Source organism: Bacillus altaicus (assembly GCF_042136375.2).
GTDB classification, from domain to species: domain Bacteria; phylum Bacillota; class Bacilli; order Bacillales; family Bacillaceae_G; genus Bacillus_A; species Bacillus_A cereus_U.
Genome location: NZ_CM143394.1, coordinates 2,326,792 through 2,346,209, shown reverse-complemented (window position 1 = coordinate 2,346,209; position 19,418 = coordinate 2,326,792). Strand labels below are relative to the sequence as shown.

Genomic DNA, 19,418 nt, shown 5'->3' with positions numbered 1-19,418 from the left:
TCCATACTCTTTACGCAAACCAATGTGCTGGGCGAGACAACACTTTCGGTAATTTCGTATGTTTGTCCCCTTTCGCCGCATTAATTTGAACTTGCGTAAGAAAAATACTATTGGTAAAATCTGTCCCGCGAATATCTGCATCTCGTAAATCTGCTCCGATAAGATCCGCTCCCCTTAAATTTGCATCTCGTAAATTAGCCGCAATAAGATAAGCTCCTCTTAAATTCGCTCCTTGTAAATCCCTCTTTTTAAGGTTAGCTCCCATAAGATCTGCTCCGCGGTGACTAATTCTTTTCTTATTTGAAGCATTCATTTCCTTCCAAACTAATTCACTCGTTTCTAAAAGTAAAATATTCACTTCTGCACGGTGTAATGGAATATTTATTTTCATTAACTCATCCGGACTTAAATTCGATAGGCGTTCTGTCTCTTCAATTGCTTCCTTCAACTCTTTATGAATTGTCTGCGTCGACTTTAATAGAATAGCCTCATTCAAATACCACAGCATTTCATGAAGCTGGTGCATAACTGGAAAAGCATCATACATTTTTCTAGCATGACTAGAATCTTTCCGCCAATCCATTCCTTTAAACGTAACTTGAGAAATCTTTTGTCCAGCACCGAAACATTCAAATACTGTACAACCTTTATAACCTTTTCCTCTTAGCTCTTTATGTATACTACATTTATAATTTGATTGTAAGTTGGAACAAGGTTTACCACCATCTTTATTTACCGCAAAATCTACTGAAGCCGCGAACGGTAATGCCACACAACATAAACCAAAACATTTTTCACAATCTGCTTTTAAACTATTGTGATTTACATCCTCTTCTACATGAAAATAATCGTTATGATCAGTCAAAATATATACCCCCTGTTGTCTTTTGACTATTTCATAATATTCCAACTCCACTAAATAATCAATTTAAAAACAAATGGACCTATTTCATTTCAAACAACAACATAATCCTTTTATTTCTTTTCATTTAAAAAGGACTTCCACTACAATATTAATTATAATTAAATTAAGAACTTTCAAATAATAAGGAGCGATACTATGGCATTAGAAATGAAAACAAACTGTCAAATTTGTGACCATTCCCTTCAGCCCGATTCTGAAGCATACATTTGCGTGTATGAATGTACATTTTGTGCACCATGTACAGAGGAAAGACAAAACGTTTGCCCAAATTGCGGTGGAGAGTTAGTACGTAGACCGAAAAAGAAATAATAAAAAGGCAAAAACGAACAGGAATATGTTCATTTTTGCCTTTTTATTTAACCTTTAAAATTACTTCTATTATTGATTTAAATGATTTTTAACTGCTCTTATAACCAATTCATGATCTACTTCTGGTGGTAATCCTGAGACTGTTATCATTCCAATAACCCCTACATTTTTTATTTGAATAGGAAAGGATCCACCAAACGCAGCATATTCCGAGCCATCTAAACGGTATTTTTCATGATATGGAATTCCGCTTATTTCACTTTCTATCTGCATATAATACGAGCTATGATTATGCAGGGAAACGACCCGTTTTTTACGCTCAATCCATTTCGTATTTTCCTCAGTTGTCCCCGTCATCTTGAAATGAAATAATTGCACACCATTTTTGGTTATATCAACAGCAATCAATTTCCCCTCTCGCTTTGCTGTTTCAACGATAAATAAACCTAATTGCAAGGCATCTTCATTTGTAAAAGAGGAAAATTGAAGTGTTTCCTCCTCTATTAAAATTTGCTTACTTATCTCACTCATATTTGAAGTACTCATATTTTTAACCTCCCTAATTGTTTTATAAACCATAGGCATTTTTGGGAATCACCAGGCTCTATAGTACCGTAAAGCTTGTTTTCTTCTTATTGGTGCTATTATGAATTATATTTAACACAGTAAAAATGTATGTTCTTTAAAGTGCTATAGGTACTAAACATTTAGTACAGGAATTTTCTACTTCTGTGATTCAGCTAATTCATTATAAGAAATACAAAAAAGCAAAGCGCCCACGCTTTGCTTCTTACAGAATCCCTTTTAATTTTTCATAAATTAACTTCGCTAAATACGCATAGCCTTCTGCTCCAAAGTGTAATCCATCTTTTTCTTCATCTTCTACGAATATTTTATAATTTTCTTCTTGAATCATCTCAGCATATAAATTAAGAAAATGGCTCCCTGTTTTTCTTGCTACTTCCTCTACCGCCGCCGCATACTGAACGAGTATTTCATTTGTTCTATGATGTTGTCTTTCTTCATCAACTGGTGCTGGGCTAATAAGCAATACTTTTTCTGGTGAAATACGGCTCACCATCTTCTCTAAGTTTTCTTTATATGCTTGTAATGGGACTTGAGCAAAAGAAACTGCATCATTCGTGCCAAGAAAAACTGTTACAAAGTCTGGTTCATGTGATAATACACCCTCTTCAATCCTTTGTAGTGCATCGAACGTATTATCACCCGGAACACCTGCATTAACCACTTTCCAATTTGGAAACATCTCTTGCAAACGTGGTGTTAACCTTGGCGTTCCACCAAAAAATATTTCATCAGCTGTAATACTATCTCCGAAGCATACTAACGTTTTCATAAAGCTAACTCTCCTTTTACGTATGAAACAACTTTCCTTCTATCGCTTTCATATATCTTTCAGCAGAACGTTCAACTGCCTCATTTGCATTTTCTTTTACTACTCGGTGAAAAGCATTATATAAACGATTAAACTGTAACGGTTTCACTCGATTCGCCATTTCCTCAACTTTTCTCGCCGGTAATGGAATTAAGTTTGGATAGCTATACATGAAGCTTACCCACTGCTGATCCGCTACAACTTGAATGATATCACCTGTTAATAAAATACCTTTTCCATCATTTCCTTCTTCCCAATGTAATACAGAACCACCACTAAAATGTCCTCCGAGACGATGCACTGTTACTCCGTCTGCTAATTGTAAAGACTCGCCAGTCCAATAAATAATACGACTACTAGGACGCATTACCCACTCTTTATCGTCTTCGTGTATATAAATTGGTACATCGAATGTTTCTGCCCATTCTACTTGTGTTGAATAATAATGCGGATGAGATAATGCAATCGCATCTAATCCACCCCACTCTTTTATCTTCTCAATTGTCGTTTCATCTAAATAAGTAATACAATCCCATAGCAAACGATATGACTCTGTTTTTACTACAAATGCCGTTTGACCAATCGCAAATTCTGGTTTTGTCGTAATACTATAAAGCCCATTTTCTTCTTCTATAATTTCATTTTTATACGTATCACTCGTTTGTAAGTTTTCTAAGGTCGTCCAAGACTGCCCTTTCGGATTAACATATTGTCTCTCCTCATCACAAATAAGACAACTTACCGGTTCTTCTACACTCGCTGCATACTGCACGCCACACGTTGTACAAACGAAATTATTCATAGTTATTCCCCTATCCCTTTAATTTTTTATTAAGCTGATATTTGTTGATCGTTTTCTGCTTTTTTATTTTCAAGTGATACGCTTATAAGAGTAATAAAGTAGACAACTGTAACCGCCATAGGAATTACAATAAATCCTTTTTTCGCAAAAAGAATCCCACATACTGACGTTACTAATACAGTTCCTACTGATAAAAAACCATAACTTTTACTTTCATAAATCCATACATATGGTAAAAAATGAACACCTATTAACATCGCTACTACAAAAGGTAACCACTCCGGAAATTGAAAATATGCAAGTAATACAAACGGAATATTCAATACATTTATCCCACCAATTACTCCAGCTAAAGTCCCTAGCGGATTTCCTTTCGCAAACATGTCAATTTTTAATATAGCAGCTATCATTAAGCCGAAAGGAAACACACAGCCCATACCAATTAAATATACCCACACAACTTGCTTTTCTGGAAGAATAACACCAGTTATGCTCGCTACAATCCAAAATAAAAGACCAGCTATTATAACAGGAAATCCCTTCTTCGTTTTTTGTGCTAAATCTCTTTTTGCTTCTGAAATGTTCATTTCTATATCTCCCCCAAAATATAAGTGCTATAATGTCGTCTTATTTTCGCTATCGAACATAATCTCATTCATCCAATAACGCCAAACTACTAAGTAATCTTCTAAATCTTTTGGGTGGTGTCTTATACACGTATCTATACGTAAATATAAGCCTATGACTATTTCCTCATATAAATCTCGTTCTTTTTTATGAAATACACATTGTTTTATCACATAATCAATCGTTTCTTTTGTTACATCTTCTGGAGTTGAACAGAACGCGTAAATTAAATCATATATAGGATCTCCTAGTACTGGTAATGGATCAATTACTCCATACAGCTCATTCTCTTGAAATATAAAATTATGAAATCCGAAATCACCATGTAATAAAAATGGCTGATTTATTCCAGTCCCCCTATTTGGACTATTCGCTAGTTTAAGAACAATTCTATACTCTTCCTCACTTATGTAACGTCTTACATTTTCATAAGCTTCCTTCACATTTGCCGTTAAAAATTCATTCCAAGATTGAACCAGACTTTCTTTCCATCCCCAGCCATCTGCACCTGGAACAATTTGATACTTATTGATAACTTCTTTTACAAGTGTAATAAGCGTACTTCGTTTATGTCCTTGTTCGCACGAAGTACTACCTTCAAGGAAAGAATACACGAAATATGTATGTAAAGGTTCTTTATACAAAAGCTTTGAAAATAACGCATTCCCTTCATAAAAAGAAAGAAAATTAGCTTCTTCACGTATTACTTTCGCTTCATTCGATTTCACAACATATCTTCCATCCAACAAATATACAGTACTTGTCGTTCCTCCGCTCAACACTTTCATGCTAGTTGGATAATGTGAAATAACCTTCTCATTAACTAGTTGTTTAGCGATTACTGAAATGTCCATTCACTCACCCTTACATCTGAAGATTCCCTCAATTCAAAAGACAACTTTACTATTATTTGACAAACCAATTAAAAATCCCTTTCGATATCTTAATATAACAGAAATTAATTTTTATTTTATTAAAACAGCTTCCTTCAAGATTTCATCATATAATTCATTCCATTTATAATGATACGCTGCACTCTCTTCTACTCTAACAAACATCCTTTTATCGGATTCATACTCACCGTCAAACTTATGCACTTCATTAATCTCCATCCGGTAGAATGGCTGATACCCTACTTTTGGATACGGACTATTTTCATTCCAATTTGGATTATCACTATGGTCAACGATAATATATCCAAATAAAGTACATTCTCCTTTTACATAACCTTCTTCCCACGCCGCTCATGGTCTATTAGTAAAACCTTATTATTATGAAAACAAAAACCGTGAACACTCGTGATTCTTTCGTATTCTGGCAATATACAATCTTTTTACCACGTTAACTTCACTTTTGATTCCCCATAATTTGCGGATATAGTTACCATTTCCCTCACTCCAAATGATCTTCATTTAATCTAGTAATTTCTATTGAATTATCTCTTTCTTTTAACTTACGAGCCAAACTTTCTACACCAAATACTTCTGTAAATGTGTGGCTTCCTACAATCAAATTGATGCCTTTAAATTTCGCATGTTGCACTGTATATAATGTTTTTTCTCCCGTTATGTACGTATCACAACCTTTTTCTAGCGCACGCTCAATAAGGTTTGTATTGTTTCCTGCACCTGTTAATATCGCAATCCGTTTTACTGGCCTGTCATGATTTTTCCAGCTCTTCACTTTCTCTTCCATTCTCTCTTCAAGTTTTTCAACTAAATTTGAAAAGGGAATCGCTTCTTTATATTCTCCTATTCCCGGTAGCTCTTCTTCCTCATACGTTGAATATTCCAGTATTGTATCTATCCCAATTTCATTAAATAACGACGTACACGTGCCAAACTTTACGAAATCTAACGGCAAATGAATCCAAAAATGATTCATTTCATATTCTTTTAATTTCTCAATACAAGCCTCTTCCATACCGAATAAAAAACTCCACGGTGCATGATGTGTAACTATCATATCTACCCCATTTTGATATGCTTCTTCAATTGTCTCTAGCGTCAAATTTGTCGTGTAACCTATTTTGTGAAATTCCTCTTTACTAATGTGAGTGAAGCCATACTCGTCATCACCGTATTTATTAAGGTGCTCTTCAAAAAGTGATGTAATATGTTCTTTAAACTGCGTTATATTCATTTTCATTTCTCCTTTCATTTACTTTTATATTTCAAAAATAAGGAAATACTATTTAACGATGTTACATACATATAGGAGGACAATATGAAACCTGAATTTTTAAAAGCTATACATGAAGCGATTGGAAATGTTGAGCATATTCATATAGAAGAAAGTGGTGCAGATAGTTTACTCATTCATCACGATGATGCACAGCAATTAAAACAAGTTGCTGAAACGTTAGAACACAATAATTTCCGCTCTACTATTAGAACAGCTGGAGATGCTTCGTATATTGAAGTGTTGAACAGATAAAGAGAAGTCCCAGCTTTGTGCTGGGCTTTATTCTTTTATATTGAAATTTCAAACTCTTTCACATATACCGCTGTTCCCGCAATATCTATTTGTAACTTCTCATTTTCTACATCTTTCGTTACATAAACCGTTACACGACCATCTTTATTTATTTCCTGTCCTTGCTCAACGATTAACTCCAGTTCATGGTCAAAATCTTTCTCCAAATACGTCGCATAGTACGCTCCCATTACACCTGAAGCTGTTCCTGTCACAGGATCTTCAATCGTTCCAGCATAAGGTGATGAGAAATGACGCCCGTGCATTTGCACCTGTTCATCATAAGTTTCTAGACAAACTGGATGGATAGAATTCTTAGGTATTTCTTTTAATACCGATGGAAACGCCTCATTTTTAGGTTTCATTCTTTCACATGCATCTAGATTTTTAATCGGTACAATTACAGTCCAATTCCCCGTACTTCCATATACAATCGGTACACTTGCATCTAAATCCGTTACTTCCAAACCGATACTATGAGCTAATTCTTCTTTTGAACCTGTAAAATCTTTAAACTGAGGTGCTGCCTGCCTCACTTTAATAAAGGTTTCTCCATTTTCATTTGCACCTATTTGTATTGGTAAAATACCTGCCTTCGTTTCAATCGTAAGGTTTATTTTCTCTTCTAATAAACCTCTTTCACGCAAGGCATATATAGTGCCAACTGTCCCATGACCACATAAATCCATTTCAAACCCTGGTGTAAAATAGCGCATTCTTATATCTGCTACTTCTGAAGAAAGAACGAAAGCTGTTTCGTTAAATCCAACCTTTTCAGCAATACGCTGCATTTCCTCTTCCGTTAATCCATCCGCCTCTAGTACAACACCTGCTGGATTTCCCATATTTGGTTTATTCGTAAATGCGTCGTAATGAAATACGTTTATGTTCTTCATTTACCTATCTCCTAACCCTTTTTAAATAATTTATAATAACTCTCTATCTCCGTTTTCACCGAACAATTATTTCTCCAAAATATCCTCTGCATCTTTTCATTTGAAGTATGTGTGCTTCCGATGTAATAAGTAGCCCCCATTTCCTTTAACATATGTAAAGATTGAAGATGCAGTTGGGAAGCAATTCCTTTCCCGCGATAATAAGGCATTACCCCAAAGTAAAATAAACGTCCTTCACTTTCTGTTCCAGGCTCTATATGCGGTATGGACAAACCAATCGGCTCATTTTTATCATAAAAAACAATGCATGACTTTTCCCAACCTTTACCTAACTCTGTTTGCACTGAATGCAGATGTTCATCGACATTCAGAATTGACGGTCGATTTCCTGATTCCAACATACATTGCTCCCAAATGCATGTGAATTCTCTTTCCGATAATGTCCCTTCTTCTATCGAGCGATATGTATATTGTTTTTCAAGCGCCTCTATATTGTTCAACTCTCTACACACTTCTATCTTTGCCGCGTACAAATCAAAGCCCTCATCAAGTAACACTTTTACACTTGCGTTATAACTACTAAACCTTTTGTTTAATACAATACTCGCTCTTTTTAACTCCCAATTAAAACAAACTTCTTCAAATCTACTTACCTTTTCTTTGTAAGTTTGTGCGCTATAAAAAACATCTTCTTCTATTTCTTCAATCGTTACTGCATTTGGTAAACCATTTAATACTTTTCTCGAAGGACCAAATAAATTTTGAACAACTGTAAGATCGTACTTCACCACTTTATTTCACCTACACCCGGCTCAATAAACTTCCCTGAAACCTTCTCATTTGAATCTATTACCCAATCATATATATTTTGTGCTCCTTCAGCCGGAGTCATATTCGCATCAAAGGCACCAATGTCAGTCTTTAATTTTCCAGGGTGAATTGCGGTTACACGAATTCCTTTATTCTCAAACTCTTGTTGTAAGCAGAGCGTTAACATATTTTGTGCGGCTTTTGCGATCCGATATGAATATGAGAACTTACCTTGTGGAAACTCTTTGTTCGCCATTTTATGCAATGAACCTAAACGAGAGGATACATTTATTATTCTTGGTTGATTCGACTTAGTTAAAGCCACATATGTACCTTTTACAGCTCGAATAACTCCTAAGCAATGAACATTAAATAGTTCCATTAACTCTTCAGAATTTGTACGTAAAATCTCGGTTTCCTTACCAGTAATTCCAGCGTTATTTATAACTAGATCAATATACTTTGTATATTCCTCCAGCTGGTTCTTAATTTGCTCCGTACTCTCATCAATCGATAAGTCTGCTAATATAGGAAAACATCTAGAACTAAACATTTTCTTCAATTGCGTTACCGCAACCTCAGTTCTAACTAGCGGATAAACAATATGTCCATTTTCATGAAACACTTTCACTAGCTGTAACCCTAATCCACGATTTCCACCTGTAATAAGTACCCTCATATATCCATCTCCTTATTTTTATAATAAATAAGAAAATCTGCCCACTTACCATTCCCCATAGAAAATGCCTCTCTCGTACATTCAAATGAAAAACCAGCTCTTTCTGCAAGACGAATGGATGGCTTATTATCGATATGTATATGTAATTCGATTCTATGAAATTGAAGGCCATTAAAAAATAACGGCAGCGCAGCTTTTACACTTTCTACTCCGTATCCATTTTTCCAATGTTGATTATGAATAGAGTAACCCATCATTGCCCATTGATAGTCCATACGTAAAATTTTTATAAGTTCTAGCTTTCCAATATTGGCGCCATCTTCTTTCTGAAAAATACCTAACACATACATTTCATCCCGTCGTGCCGCCTCATCAAATCCTCTTATCCATTCCGTAAACCATTCTTTCGTTGAAGACGACATGTCATGATAGCCATCATCGTATTTATATTGAGATGGTAACCTCTTATTGAATCCATCTAACCAACTTTCATAATCCTCTTTTTGAAATGGACGGATAATCAGTCTCTCTGTCTCTACTTGTAATAGTGGCAGCTTCATTTATATCTCTTCCTTTAATTATTAATTGAATATTCTTTATTATCTTACACAAAATACAAAATCTAGTAAATTATTATGTTTTTTATAAACAAAAATCCAGTTATGCTTTTTACATAACTGGATTCTTCATTATTTAATAACCTTTTATTTTACAAGAAAAACATCCCTTAATTCCCTCTTCAACACTTTCCCTAAAGCGTTTTTCGGTAATTCGTCCATAAATACAACTTCTGGTATTTTATAGCTTGCTAGTTTTTCTTTACAATGCTGAATAATCTCTTCTTCTGTTAAAGACGTTTGAATGTCCTTTACAATGTAAGCTGTTGGAATCTCTCCCCAAAAATCATTTGGAACTCCAACTACTGCAACTTCTAAAACACCTTTTATTTCATGAATAACATCTTCTACTTGATCTGGATATACGTTGTCACCACCGCGTACGATAACGTCTTTATATCTTCCCATAATATGTAGGAATCCATCGTCATCTATCATGCCAGCATCACCCATGTTAAACCAATTATCTTTTACTACCTTCTTTGTCGCCATTTCATTATTCCAATATCCTTTAAACATGTACGGACTTCTTACGTGGATCTCTCCAACTTCATTTGTTGTTAGTTCATCACCTGTTTCTGGATGAACAATTTTCAACTCAACATGCTTAAGTGTTTTCCCTACAGAAGACATTTTTTCTTTTCCCATATTTGGATGCCAAGAAGTTACTACCCAACCTTCTGTACTACCATAACCTTGCACCATATAAATGCCTTTTTCCATATATTTTTGAATGAGTGTTTCTGGCACCTTTGTACCACCACTTTGCGCTACTTTAAAGGCCGAAATGTTGCGCTCTTTTTTATCTAATTCATCAAGCATGTAACTATAAACAGCTGGGAACGCAAGCATCGTAGTAATTTTCTCTTCTTCAATCTTATCCCAAATAAGAGTAGGATTCGAATCAGCTAAAAAGACCATCGTAACGCCATGATAAATACAATTTAAAATAGAAAGCACGCCACTCATATGAAACAATGGGTGCACTGATAAAAAGCGTTCACCTGCTGGAATTTCTCTTTGCCCCGCAATTTCAGTAAAATAATGGTGTAAGTTTTTATGACCAATTACACATGCTTTTGCCTGTCCAGTCGTTCCTGAAGTAAATAAGTAAATGGCATCATCATCTTCATGAACTTCCACATTCGGCTCTGTTATTGGCTGTTCCTTTAATTTTAATTCAAATGAGCCAAATCCTTCTTTTGTCGTCTCAATTACATAAGGAATTTCTTTAACTCCATTAATCTTTAATACAACTTCACTAAATTCATCATCAATAACTAATACTTTTAATCTCGCTTCTTTTACAATCGATTCTAATTCATAAGCAGTAAGCTGATGATTAAGCGGAATAAATACCGCTCCAATTTTTAAGCTTGCCATCATAACGCTTGGAAACGGATGATTATTTTTGCATAGAATTCCTATACGATCCCCTCTTTTCACACCGGTATGTAACAAATAATATGCAAGCTGATTTACTCGTTCATTATACTGCTGAAACGAATACCTTTTCTCTCCACCGATAAGCGCTTCCAAATTTGGTGACTGCATTGCTCTTTTTTGTAATAATTGTCGCATCGTTCTCAAGTAAAACTCCCCTTTATATATGTTAGGTTTTTTATTTTACCAGATTAATTATTAATTTACTAAAGATTACACTTAGTAAATATAAAACCAATAAAGTGAAACTTTAATCAGCCCTCACCAATCGGGCTTTTACGGGCGGCCCGACTCCCACCTAACTCCCTCGTATTCACTGAATTTTGAGGTGGGAGTCCTACTGCCCGCAAATAGCGGGATAAAAAAATAGCCATCTACTTAAGCAAGTAAATGGCCATTTCTCCTTATATATTAGAATACTTCTTATTCATCACATATTGCACATACTCAGGTGCACTTTTATTAATCTCTTCATCACTCAGCTTATATTCTGCACCATATAAATAAAACGAAGGTATAAATTCCATTCCCGTGTATAAGCTTGTAGCGTGAAATGGTTTCGTCAACTCAGCCATTGTAATCCCGCTATTTTCATAGTCTTTTTCTAATCCACCTATAGAAATAGCTACACCAAACTCTTTTCCCTTCACTTTATCCCCTTTAGATCCGTAAGCAAATCCATACGTTAACACATCATCAAACCACTTCTTTAATAAAGGCGGTGAGCTATACCAATAAAATGGAAATTGAAATATATATCGGTCGTGTTCTACTAACAGCTTTTGTTCCTCTTCAACATTAAACTCCCAATTTGGTGCCGCTTTATATAGTTCATGCACCGTAACTTCATCGGAATGTTTCTCAAGTTCTTCTATCCATCTTTTATTAATTCGAGACTTTTCAATATCAGGATGTGCTACAATTACAAGTGTTTTCATATAGTTTCTTCCCCCTTATAAATAATTCAAACCCTTTAGTATTAGTATGAATGAGTCACATATAATTGAAAAGTACGTACTTTCAGGTACTATAGGAACCTTGAGGTACCTTTGGAGGTGTTATATGAATCAAAATAATGACTGCCCAATTGCAACAACACTCGATGTAATCGGCGGAAAATGGAAAGTTTATATTTTATGTGTTTTGATGGATGGAAAAATGCGAACAAATGAAATCAAACGAGAAATTCCAAACCTTACACAAAAAGTTCTTACACAACAACTTCGGCAACTTGAAGCTGATGGGATTATTCATCGTACCGTATATCAAGAAGTACCACCAAAGGTTGAGTACACAATAAGTGAACACGGAAAATCTTTAATGCAAATTATGAATGAACTATTTGAATGGGGAAAAGATCATCAGATGAAAAGATTAAATGATTAAAAGAACCCTACCTACTTTGTTACATCTTCTATGCAAAGAATTCTTTTGAAATTTTGTAATAGGAGTATCGTCACATAACTATTAAGTTAAGAAAATAGATTACCCCAAAAATGAACTTCTTTGCTATAAAAGACAAAAAGTTTCTGTTTTGGGGGCACTATAAAATTTAAACTTGATACCGATGTGTTACTACCTCAATTTGATATAGGCTTCGTGAATTTCGTGTGTTTGTCCTCGTTGTAGCTGGAATGGATTTGGCAATTGTTACAGAAAAAAGAACCAACATTCTTACAAATCTGAAAAAACGAAAATGGCTGTTTATGAAACTTTCTATATTTATACTTAAAGTTGGTGCTACTTCTTTATTGCATTAGATAGTAATGTAATTTATAATACGTTTAAATGATTAAATTCTTAAACGGAAGGTAATGTTAGCGAAATGAACTGTAATGATAAAGTAATGCATATTTTAGAAAATTTAAGACCATGTTTTCAAGGGTTGGGAGATCCAACTCGTCAGCAAATTGTATCACTTTTAATTGATAAAGATAGCTTGAATGTGACACAAATTGCGGAGCATATTCCCATGTCAAGACCTACTGTATCTCATCATTTGAAAATATTGAAACAATCAGGGTTACTTCAAGTTCAGAAAAAAGGCACTGAAATGTATTATTGTCTTGAATTTAATGAAACAATAAATCTTTTAAAAGAACTTGTTTCTTTAGTTGAAGATGAATGTAAGAATTAGGTACTCATTTATAGTTTAGGGACACCTTTTGTCCCTTTTTTTTAGCGATATTACGTTAAAAGGTTTAAACTTTTAATCATTTAAACTTATAATCTCACACTAATTAAAATGGAGGTTTCAGATGAATAAGAAAACAGTATTAATTGTTGGTGGGTATGGAGTTGTTGGTAGTCAAATTGCTCAAATTTTACATGATCGACATCCTGATTTGGAAATTAGATTAGGGGGAAGAACCTTAGGGAAAGCGTTACCTTTTGAATCAGAGAGAGTAAAAATAGTCAAGGTAGACAACACAACAGATGATCCTTTAAGAAATTTGGATGATAATTTCACATTAGTTGTTAATGCGGTTAATGACCCGCAAGATAGACTACTTCTATCTGCAGTTCGAAAAAAAATTCCATTGGTTGACATTACTCGTTGGACTGAACGCTTTAAGAGTTCTATTGATCGATTAAAAAATGTTGAGGTCCAATCCCCTGTTGTATTAGCTTCAGGGTGGATGGGGGGGACAGCAGCCCTTTTTTCTAAAATTTATTCAAAAGATCTTCAAGAGGTTACGGTTGATATCAACGCACTATATTCTCTTCAAGACAAAGCAGGACCAAATTCAACAGCATATATGGACCGGTTAACTATTCCATTTGAAGTCAAAGCTCGAGAGGGAATGCGACAGGCTTATCCAATGACTAATCCAATCAAAGTCCGCTTTCCCAACGGTTATATAACCAAATGTTATCGTTTGGATACTCCTGATCACGTAACCCTGCCAGAATCAATTCATGCTGTTTCGGCTAACTTTCGTATTGCTTTTGATAGTAAAATATCTACATATGGACTGGTTTCTCTGGTGAATACAGGGATTTGGAAAATGATTAGCGGAGAAAAATTTACCGATTTACGGAAAAATATTCTCTATAAACCCGGAAAGGGAAGTGCACATAACATAGTTATTCACCTTAAAGGTTATGATGCTACTGGTGTATTGCATAGACGATGTGTGAACATATCAGATCCGTTAGGACAGACACATCTTACTGCTTTAGGAGCAGCTGTCCAAGCAGAGAACATTTTGCTAACATCTGATATTGTGGTTCCGGATTCTGAAATTTACTTTCCGGAAAATCTATTAGATTTGGGTGTGAATGCATCTACAATTTTAGATTTTTATAGGGAATATGGGGTTAATATTACGAAAGAAAATATATAAAAGATACCGTTCTATTCGTGGTAGTACACATAGGGCTATCAAGCTAAGAAATACAAACATCTCCAAAACGAGAGAATGTGCATCTTCATGTGAAAATGTACATTCTCTCGTTTTGCGGTGTTATAAAATTCTTAAGTTGATGGGCATGTGGCTGAACCCCATCGCTATCAACCTAAGAAATCAATCACCCCATCGCTATCAACTTAAGAAAACAAGTTACCCCCAAAAAGAGAAAAATAAACTTCGATGCTATAAAAACACAAAATTTCCATTTAGGGGGTACTTTAAAATCTTAGCTTGATGGGCATGGGAAGTACCCCCCAAAACGAAAAAATTCATTTGGCGGAATTTGCTTTTGTTAGCTTCATAGCGATTCGGTATCGTCACATCACTATTAAGCTAACAAAACGCTGACTTCTCAAAAGAACTAACTGTAGGGAAAGAAAATTTCATATTCTTATCAATATAGCTCTTGTATAAAAGTCTTAAAAATTATAGCCACAGAATTACTTTCCTATCCTCTTCTTAATTTTGAAGTCTAGAAAGTCAGCATTTAAACTAAACTTGCTAATATCGCTTTTGTACGATTGTCCGTTACCTCATAATAGATTTCTAATCCTTTTCGAGTACCAGTTACGATTTTAGCAGCTTTTAATTTAGATAGATGTTGACTAATTGTACTTTGAGGCATTTGTAAATTCCCATACATTGTTGTTACATTCGTAGGGCCTTTTGCAAGCATTATTTTTACTAAGGATAAACGGACAGGATGTGCCAATACCTTTAATACTTCAGCGATTTCTTCATACATTTCTTTTGTTTTTTTCATATTTTTTCTCCCCTTTTATATAAATATTAATGATATCCATATATATAATTCGAAAGGATATACGATTTTGTGTCCGTCATTTAAAAAATTAAAATAATAAGAATTTCTTTAGTTTGAAACTAGAGAGATTTATTAACATGAAACGAATTCCCATCTTCAATATTCTATGGATTCTTCTTTTCATTCCCTTGATGTTATTTGGCAGGAAGGTCTTTGTCCTCATTTTTAGGTCCGTTATTTTCGTTTATATTACCTTTATTTCCTTGTTTTTATCCCCCATCGTTGTTTTCTTGCTAGTGTCCATTATTTCCTTGCTGAGATCCTCTACCGTTGTTCCCTTGTTGATTTCCATTATTCCCTTGCGATCCTCTACCGTTGTTCCCTTGTTGATTTCCATTATTCCCTTGCGATTCTCTACCGTTATTCTCTTGCTGATGCCCATTATTCCCTTGTGATCCTCTACCGTTGTTTTCTTGCTGGTGTCCATTATTTTCTTTTTGAGATCCTCTACCATTATTCTCTTGCTGATGTCCATTATTTTCTTTTTGTGGACCTCTATCGTTGTTTTCTTGTTGATCTCCATTATTTCCTTGCTGAGATCCTCTACCGTTATTCTCTTGCTGATGTCCATTATTTTCTTTTTGAGGTCCTCTACCGTTATTCTCTTGCTGATGTCCATTATTTCCTTTTTGAGGTCCTCTACCGTTGTTTTCTTGTTGATCCCCATTATTTCCTTGCTGAGATCCTCTACCGTTATTCTCTTGCTGGTGTCCATTATTTTCTTTTATTTGCTTCGGTTGCTGTTCCTTGGATTGCTTTAGTTCTATATGCTCCTGCTTCTCGTATCTTTCTTCTTTTGCAGGAGACGAATCCGATGATACATCAGGAGATGACTTTGGTTGTGAATGTATCTCCTCATCGCGCTCCTCTTGATTAGACGGCGGTGCAGGTGGAGTAAGCGATTTCTGCTTCTCTTTCTCTTGCTTTATATAAACACCTGTGCCAACTCCTGCTTTATTGGCATTCTCTCGTATTTGCATCGTACTGCTTTGATATACGACTGTAACATGTTTTATCTCATACTCTTTCTTTAATTCTTGCATAGCCTTTTCCAACTGAGGTTCTAACGACTTGTCCTTTGTAACAGCTGTTAGCATAACTTGCTTATCATTCGTTAAGTACTTATCCTTTTGACTCTGCTTTATAATAGTACGTATTACGTCTTGCAGGTGTTTATTTTCCCATCGTTTCATTTCTTTTAAAATACGCCTTCCATCATCATTACAAGCTCGCAAATCTATAACACGAAGATCCTTTGTTACGCTCACCTCTAAACTTGGATTTATATCAACTGAGACATAAGCAAATACTTTTTCTTCCGGTTGGTTGTAGAAAAGCAACACACATAGAAAACAAGTAACAAGTAATGATACAGGCTTTAAGAAAGAAGGGATTGAAAAACGCGGTGCTCTTTGCTCTTGTTCGTTAAACGAGATTTCCTCTCCAATCATGTAAGAGTGTACTTTTCTTTTAAACGTAATAAACTCTCCATTTGGAGTTAAAACAACTACGCTATGTTTTTTTATATCCATCACAATTCCTTTATTCATCATGCTTCTCCCCTCTTATATAATCAAGAATATATGTATAGTTGTTTGCAAAGATAATACACATCGCAATAATGTATTTTCGATGTCGCTCCAACGTTTTACGACTTACCCTAACACGTGGTTCAATATGTTTCAGCGGTAATTTTTTCTTTCTGAACAGCTCTTCCATCATTTTCTCGTCTTTTATAATAATCTTTACAATTTCTATTAAGTGCTCACGCGTATCACGATGCTTAGGAGATTCCTTAGCAAGCTCTGAAAATGTGATTTCAAACTCAGCTAGCACACTTTGAAAATGAAGAATTTCCTCCTTACGGTTACTATTTTCCATCTCTTTCATATACTCCGTAAGCGATACTTGTATTTCTAATATTTCCTCTTGCTTATCTTCTTTTAAAAAGACAAGATTATACTTAGACTCCTTGCGTATATAGTCAATTACATCTCTTTTTATAAGAAGATCAGCAAACGCTAGAAAAGATTTTCCTTTTTTATATGAATACTGTTCAATTGCTTCGTTAAACGCAAACAATCCAATACTATATTCATCATCCTGTTCTGTAATGTACCTGCGGCAGACAGACGAGATCGATTTTCTAATAAACGGCTGATACTGTACGATAAAAGCTTCCTTATCTCCTCCGTTGTTTTGTATGTTAAATACAATATCTTCTATTTTCGTTTTTTTTAAGATTTTCATTACTAAACTCAACACTAGTAATCTCCCTGCCTCCTTCTGCTTCAAATAGCAAAATGGCCACTAAACAAGTGACCATTTAACCACATTTTCTTAGTACTTTTCTTTGGGCTTGTCTTCTTGCTGTTGCTCATATTTTTCGAGGCCGACTATTTTATATGACTATTTTTTCCACTTGTACTAAAGTGAAGTCTGTATTTTGTACTACTTTCTTGTTTTCTTTTGCAATACCACTTGCTCTTTTCTATTTTAGCTGCAATCTTTGAATAACTCTTCGCTATATTTTTGGTAATTTTAGCTTTTTCTTTCATTTATTTTCTTCTACTTATATATATTCGAAGGAATAAATAATTTTATGGGGGTCAAAAAAATATTTTTTATAAAATAGTTATTTTTTCAAAAATAAAAACCATCAATTGGAAGAAACTCGTTATAACTCCTCCTTATGGTAATTCCTTTGTAAACCTTTTTATTTAAATGTATAATTGTATTAAAAGTCTAAAATTTCAGGATCAGAGGGCAGCGTCATGAAAAGTTTTGGTACGTTAGTAATCTCTACCGTCATTTCAGCAGGCTTAGTGTATTATAATATCGATTCCTTTTATAATAAATTTACATCCGGGAATACATATTACTGGGTAAACGGTATCCTAGCTGCTGGATTCCTTATATCCTTAATTATCAACATAAAAGATATCATCAAGAAAAACTACACAACTTCTGAATCAAATTAAGGAGCCTATTATGGTTCCTTTTTCTATGCAAAATAAAAAAGCAGCTGTTAAGCTACTTTGAATTCTTCTTATCCCCAAATGAAATGATATATATATTCTCCCGTTACACGTTCATTAATTCCAGCGATCCTAGCGAATCTCATTAAGTCCGCCCCTTGAAGAAAATACACCGAGATCGTAACTGGTACTTGTGACCACATGAATTGATAAAGCTCATTCACTCTCTGATTCGTCGAAACGATTAAATCATTTACAGGTCCATGATTCCATGCAGAGGTTTGAACTGAAGTGAACGGAAGGTCTTTCCCATTAACCACTATTCTTACCACACTTTGAGTTATGTCCACAACAATCCCCTCCACCATTACAAAATTTAAGCCTGTTTCTATACTCATATTCTTGATTAATAATAAATGTTTAAGGCAAACCCCTATTTTCATTTTTACTCAAAAACAATTTATTTGATAAAATAAAAAAGCAGCGGATTCGCTACTTTAAAATCTACATAACTCCCTTTTCTTTTGCTCTCTCATAAAGAACCGTGCGGCTTACACCTGTAACTTCACATATCTTCTTTACTGTAAACTTGTTTTCCTTTCGGTTTGCAAGCAGATCTAAAGCATGTTCCATATTAGGATTATCATCATCGTACTTCTTAGGGCGCCCTTTATAAACACCACGCTCTTTAGCTAGTTCAATACCTTCTCGTTGCCGCATTCGAATTAGGTCACGTTCTAACTGATTAACACCAGCCATTACAGTGAGTAGGAAAGTGCTGTATGGATTATCGCTTGTAGTATCAAGCCAATTGTCTTTTAACGACTTAATAGAAGCGCCTTTTTCTTTAATTGTTTCTATAAGTTTAAATAAGTCTTGTGTACTTCTGGTAATACGTGCTAATTCAGTTACTACAATTACATCACCTTCACGCAGATTGTCTAACATACGTAATAACTCAGGTCTGTCTGTTGTAGCCCCGCTAACTTTTTCTTCAAACACATAATCAAATCCATAATCACTCAATTGTTTGAGTTGCCTTGCTAAGTTCTGATCTTGTGTCGATACACGAGCATATCCAAGAATCATTCTATTTCTCCCCTTTGTCCGTAAATTAACTATAGCTTAATAACAGCATTTAATTTCCGTACATGTAAACCGAACATGAAGAGAGTTGTAAAATAAGTATTTTAAATATGTCTAAATTATGAACGTATGCAATTCT

The 19,418-nt window shown here is 34.7% G+C and carries 25 protein-coding genes and 1 pseudogene; 6 read left to right on the top strand and 20 right to left on the bottom strand.

All coding sequences use genetic code 11. The annotated features are described in order from the left end of the window. Positions 1 to 10: 10 nt before the first annotated feature. Positions 11 to 865: a pentapeptide repeat-containing protein gene (locus tag ACE38F_RS12240; RefSeq protein ID WP_375370473.1), complete on the bottom strand. Its 855-nt coding sequence runs from the start codon at positions 863 to 865 to the stop codon at positions 11 to 13. A gap of 195 nt (positions 866 to 1,060) precedes the next feature. Here ACE38F_RS12240 and ACE38F_RS12235 point away from each other — a divergent pair, with 195 nt between their 5' ends. Further along, positions 1,061 to 1,234: a DUF1272 domain-containing protein gene (locus ACE38F_RS12235; protein ID WP_001162783.1), complete on the top strand. Its 174-nt coding sequence runs from the start codon at positions 1,061 to 1,063 to the stop codon at positions 1,232 to 1,234. 69 nt (positions 1,235 to 1,303) lie between these two features. On the opposite strand, the gene ACE38F_RS12230 is transcribed toward ACE38F_RS12235, so the two are convergent. From ACE38F_RS12230 to ACE38F_RS12200, 7 genes and pseudogenes are all read right to left on the bottom strand, one after another. Then, positions 1,304 to 1,780, bottom strand: coding sequence for a heme-degrading domain-containing protein (locus ACE38F_RS12230; protein WP_193647756.1), 477 nt, complete (start codon positions 1,778 to 1,780; stop codon positions 1,304 to 1,306). Positions 1,781 to 2,024: 244 nt separating this feature from the next. Then, on the bottom strand, positions 2,025 to 2,591 hold the full coding sequence (locus ACE38F_RS12225) for an SGNH/GDSL hydrolase family protein (protein ID WP_375370474.1): 567 nt from the start codon (positions 2,589 to 2,591) through the stop codon (positions 2,025 to 2,027). A 16-nt stretch (positions 2,592 to 2,607) separates the two neighbouring features. Continuing rightward, positions 2,608 to 3,432 (bottom strand): MBL fold metallo-hydrolase, encoded by an 825-nt coding sequence (locus tag ACE38F_RS12220; RefSeq protein WP_375370475.1) that lies wholly within the window; start codon positions 3,430 to 3,432, stop codon positions 2,608 to 2,610. 29 nt (positions 3,433 to 3,461) lie between these two features. Next, positions 3,462 to 4,019: a DUF7010 family protein gene (locus ACE38F_RS12215; protein ID WP_375370476.1), complete on the bottom strand. Its 558-nt coding sequence runs from the start codon at positions 4,017 to 4,019 to the stop codon at positions 3,462 to 3,464. A 27-nt stretch (positions 4,020 to 4,046) separates the two neighbouring features. Next, positions 4,047 to 4,913, bottom strand: coding sequence for a phosphotransferase (locus ACE38F_RS12210; protein WP_375370477.1), 867 nt, complete (start codon positions 4,911 to 4,913; stop codon positions 4,047 to 4,049). Between the two features lie 111 nt (positions 4,914 to 5,024). Continuing rightward, positions 5,025 to 5,383: pseudogene (locus tag ACE38F_RS12205) on the bottom strand (NUDIX hydrolase). Positions 5,384 to 5,451: 68 nt separating this feature from the next. Beyond that, on the bottom strand, positions 5,452 to 6,201 hold the full coding sequence (locus ACE38F_RS12200) for a Nif3-like dinuclear metal center hexameric protein (protein WP_375370479.1): 750 nt from the start codon (positions 6,199 to 6,201) through the stop codon (positions 5,452 to 5,454). An 84-nt stretch (positions 6,202 to 6,285) separates the two neighbouring features. On the opposite strand from ACE38F_RS12200, the gene ACE38F_RS12195 reads away from it, so the two are divergent. Continuing rightward, positions 6,286 to 6,495, top strand: coding sequence for a hypothetical protein (locus tag ACE38F_RS12195; protein WP_002066340.1), 210 nt, complete (start codon positions 6,286 to 6,288; stop codon positions 6,493 to 6,495). A 35-nt stretch (positions 6,496 to 6,530) separates the two neighbouring features. On the opposite strand, the gene ACE38F_RS12190 is transcribed toward ACE38F_RS12195, so the two are convergent. The 6 genes from ACE38F_RS12190 to ACE38F_RS12165 all read right to left on the bottom strand — a co-directional run bounded on the left by ACE38F_RS12190 (position 6,531) and on the right by ACE38F_RS12165 (position 11,917). Further along, the gene (locus tag ACE38F_RS12190; RefSeq protein WP_375370481.1) at positions 6,531 to 7,430 is read right to left on the bottom strand and encodes a PhzF family phenazine biosynthesis protein; all 900 of its coding nucleotides are present in this window, start codon (positions 7,428 to 7,430) and stop codon (positions 6,531 to 6,533) included. A gap of 11 nt (positions 7,431 to 7,441) precedes the next feature. Further along, positions 7,442 to 8,218: a GNAT family N-acetyltransferase gene (locus ACE38F_RS12185; RefSeq protein WP_262449137.1), complete on the bottom strand. Its 777-nt coding sequence runs from the start codon at positions 8,216 to 8,218 to the stop codon at positions 7,442 to 7,444. Beyond that, positions 8,215 to 8,919 carry an SDR family NAD(P)-dependent oxidoreductase gene (locus tag ACE38F_RS12180; protein WP_088039858.1) on the bottom strand — a complete coding sequence of 235 codons (705 nt, stop codon included), beginning with the start codon at positions 8,917 to 8,919 and terminating at the stop codon, positions 8,215 to 8,217. The genes ACE38F_RS12185 and ACE38F_RS12180 overlap by 4 nt, the downstream gene beginning before the upstream one ends. Then, positions 8,916 to 9,479, bottom strand: coding sequence for a GNAT family N-acetyltransferase (locus ACE38F_RS12175; RefSeq protein WP_002142553.1), 564 nt, complete (start codon positions 9,477 to 9,479; stop codon positions 8,916 to 8,918). Before ACE38F_RS12175 ends, ACE38F_RS12180 begins: the two co-directional genes overlap by 4 nt. Positions 9,480 to 9,623: 144 nt before the next feature. Next, positions 9,624 to 11,126 carry a class I adenylate-forming enzyme family protein gene (locus ACE38F_RS12170; RefSeq protein ID WP_375370482.1) on the bottom strand — a complete coding sequence of 501 codons (1,503 nt, stop codon included), beginning with the start codon at positions 11,124 to 11,126 and terminating at the stop codon, positions 9,624 to 9,626. A gap of 257 nt (positions 11,127 to 11,383) precedes the next feature. Further along, positions 11,384 to 11,917, bottom strand: coding sequence for an NAD(P)H-dependent oxidoreductase (locus ACE38F_RS12165; RefSeq protein ID WP_002161059.1), 534 nt, complete (start codon positions 11,915 to 11,917; stop codon positions 11,384 to 11,386). A gap of 124 nt (positions 11,918 to 12,041) precedes the next feature. On the opposite strand from ACE38F_RS12165, the gene ACE38F_RS12160 reads away from it, so the two are divergent. The 3 genes from ACE38F_RS12160 (at position 12,042) to ACE38F_RS12150 (ending at position 14,326) form a co-directional block, all read left to right on the top strand. After that, positions 12,042 to 12,365, top strand: coding sequence for a winged helix-turn-helix transcriptional regulator (locus ACE38F_RS12160; RefSeq protein ID WP_375370483.1), 324 nt, complete (start codon positions 12,042 to 12,044; stop codon positions 12,363 to 12,365). A gap of 439 nt (positions 12,366 to 12,804) precedes the next feature. Continuing rightward, on the top strand, positions 12,805 to 13,116 hold the full coding sequence (locus ACE38F_RS12155; RefSeq protein ID WP_000995769.1) for an ArsR/SmtB family transcription factor: 312 nt from the start codon (positions 12,805 to 12,807) through the stop codon (positions 13,114 to 13,116). Positions 13,117 to 13,237: 121 nt separating this feature from the next. Continuing rightward, complete coding sequence (locus ACE38F_RS12150) at positions 13,238 to 14,326, top strand: saccharopine dehydrogenase NADP-binding domain-containing protein (protein WP_375370484.1); 1,089 nt, start codon at positions 13,238 to 13,240, stop codon at positions 14,324 to 14,326. Between the two features lie 553 nt (positions 14,327 to 14,879). Here ACE38F_RS12150 and ACE38F_RS12145 read toward each other — a convergent pair. From ACE38F_RS12145 to ACE38F_RS12130, 4 genes are all read right to left on the bottom strand, one after another. After that, a complete protein-coding gene (locus ACE38F_RS12145; protein WP_016091834.1) occupies positions 14,880 to 15,155 on the bottom strand; it encodes an ArsR/SmtB family transcription factor in 276 nt (91 codons plus the stop codon). Positions 15,156 to 15,448: 293 nt separating this feature from the next. Continuing rightward, positions 15,449 to 16,765: an anti-sigma-I factor RsgI family protein gene (locus ACE38F_RS12140; RefSeq protein ID WP_375370485.1), complete on the bottom strand. Its 1,317-nt coding sequence runs from the start codon at positions 16,763 to 16,765 to the stop codon at positions 15,449 to 15,451. Then, on the bottom strand, positions 16,758 to 17,480 hold the full coding sequence (sigI, locus tag ACE38F_RS12135) for an RNA polymerase sigma factor SigI (protein WP_375370486.1): 723 nt from the start codon (positions 17,478 to 17,480) through the stop codon (positions 16,758 to 16,760). The genes ACE38F_RS12140 and sigI overlap by 8 nt, the downstream gene beginning before the upstream one ends. A 131-nt stretch (positions 17,481 to 17,611) precedes the next feature. After that, positions 17,612 to 17,773, bottom strand: a complete 162-nt coding sequence (locus tag ACE38F_RS12130) for a hypothetical protein (protein ID WP_341306242.1) — start codon at positions 17,771 to 17,773, stop codon at positions 17,612 to 17,614. Between the two features lie 216 nt (positions 17,774 to 17,989). On the opposite strand from ACE38F_RS12130, the gene ACE38F_RS12125 reads away from it, so the two are divergent. Beyond that, positions 17,990 to 18,196 (top strand): hypothetical protein, encoded by a 207-nt coding sequence (locus tag ACE38F_RS12125; protein WP_000834521.1) that lies wholly within the window; start codon positions 17,990 to 17,992, stop codon positions 18,194 to 18,196. A 68-nt stretch (positions 18,197 to 18,264) separates the two neighbouring features. Here ACE38F_RS12125 and ACE38F_RS12120 read toward each other — a convergent pair whose 3' ends face one another. Both ACE38F_RS12120 and ACE38F_RS12115 read right to left on the bottom strand, forming a co-directional pair. Next, positions 18,265 to 18,636, bottom strand: a complete 372-nt coding sequence (locus ACE38F_RS12120; protein ID WP_002084333.1) for a hypothetical protein — start codon at positions 18,634 to 18,636, stop codon at positions 18,265 to 18,267. 61 nt (positions 18,637 to 18,697) lie between these two features. Then, on the bottom strand, positions 18,698 to 19,282 hold the full coding sequence (locus tag ACE38F_RS12115) for a recombinase family protein (protein WP_375370487.1): 585 nt from the start codon (positions 19,280 to 19,282) through the stop codon (positions 18,698 to 18,700). Positions 19,283 to 19,418: the final 136 nt, after the last annotated feature.